This is a genomic window from Sediminivirga luteola (genome assembly GCF_014639315.1).
Taxonomy (GTDB): domain Bacteria; phylum Actinomycetota; class Actinomycetes; order Actinomycetales; family Brevibacteriaceae; genus Sediminivirga; species Sediminivirga luteola.
Genome location: NZ_BMFY01000039.1, coordinates 1 through 1,581, shown reverse-complemented (window position 1 = coordinate 1,581; position 1,581 = coordinate 1). Strand labels below are relative to the sequence as shown.

Annotated in this window: 1 pseudogene; it reads right to left on the bottom strand. The window is 63.3% G+C overall.

Annotation, left to right across the window (positions count from 1 at the left end):
• Positions 1-76: 76 nt before the first annotated feature.
• Positions 77-1,453: pseudogene (locus tag IEW13_RS17230) on the bottom strand (IS1634 family transposase); the annotation flags it as partial.
• Positions 1,454-1,581: the final 128 nt, after the last annotated feature.

The following is a 1,581-nucleotide window of genomic DNA, read 5'->3' as shown; positions in this document are numbered from 1 at the left end:
AGGACTTCCATCATCGGGAGACCTCGACCCTCAACCAGCCACCGACGCGCTCAGGCAGCTACCCCCTCATCCACGAAGAGCCCCGAAACGACTGCTCGACATGCCACAAGTCGTGATACGAACTGATCACCTCGAGGGCGGGCATGATGTCTTTGTCGATGTTCGTGACGTATCCCTTCCACCCAGTCAGTCGCATAGCCCGGGCATAGGCAGACTCGTCAAAGGCTTTCTTCCCGTTCTTCGTTCTCACGAATCGCGTGGCCTTCGCAGCCTTGGTGCCGTCGACGATGTCCATGGCCCGATTCCGTTGAACGTTCAGTGTCTGCTCGTCCCGGCGGGCGCGTTTGCGCCGGTACTGCCACACCGCCCGCCATGCATGCGGATGCGCCTCGGGTGTCCAGACTGGTTCGGCCTTCTTGTCCGTCCGGTGCAAGTCGAGTTTCCTCTTCCCGCGCGGGGTCAGGGTGTCCACAGTCTGCCCGTCCTCGGCGTGGTCACCGTTCCAAGTGAAATAGGTCGCCAAATCCCTCGGGGCTTTCGCCTGCCGGGACCCGACGATGAACCGCAGCCCTGCTTCATCAATCACGTCGAGATTGCCGGCTGAGAGCATCCCGGCATCAGCGACGACAACCATGTCGGACAGGCCGTGACGGGCCTGGAAGGCCTTCACGATCGGCATGATCGTCGCGGTCTCGGCCTTGTTGCCCTCGTAACAGCCGATCTCAAGCGGGAACCCGGTCCGATCCACGAGCAGACCGACGACGATCTGCGGGTCCACCCGGCGTTCTTTCGAGTACCCGACCCGGCGCAGTTCGTCCTCGTTCTCTGCCTCGAAGTACAACGTCGTCGTGTCATAGAGGACCAAAGACACATCGCCATGCGCAGCCGCGTGAGTGAAGCATGCCTCAGCCAGCCGGTCCCTGAACGCGTGTGTCCGGGCCCGGCGTAGCGTGCGCTTGCGCGTCGACAGACTCGCCGCGGCCTGTCCGAGACCGGCAAGCACGCGATCGGCATCGAGCAGGCTGGTCGGCTCGACGACCCGCGCGATGACGAGATCACGGAACACCTGGTCCTCGATCACGTCGAAGCCGATACTCGCGTACACGCCTGCCAGCGCTTCATACAGCGTGGCCGCTGACGAGCGCAGCACCCGGGCCCGCGGCACTCGTTCCCGAGTGGCCCTGGCGGCCGATGCAATGTCCGGCAGGAGAGTCCCCGCCGGGGGTGCCGGCACAAGACTGCGGCGGGTCACTGTCGGTGTCAATCCTAGATCGAGCACTTGTTGGCTGTCATCGATGAGCAGCTGCTGGGCGTGCTCGATCAGCAAGCCGAGTTCTGCTTCATCGTGAGCGGAGCCGAGGTGACGGACGATCCGTCGACGGCCGTTGACGTATTCAGCGATCTGGACAGCAGTGGCTCCCGATGCTGTTCGTACCCGCCGAATCCATGCCACGCAACGAGTCTACCCACCCAGATTAGTGCCTTAGCGGGACACTAACCCGGGACTGCCGCACCGATAGGTGACATCTGATCTGGCTTGCCCACTGGGCGGCCTGGAAGGATGTGTACCATGCCCGCTCC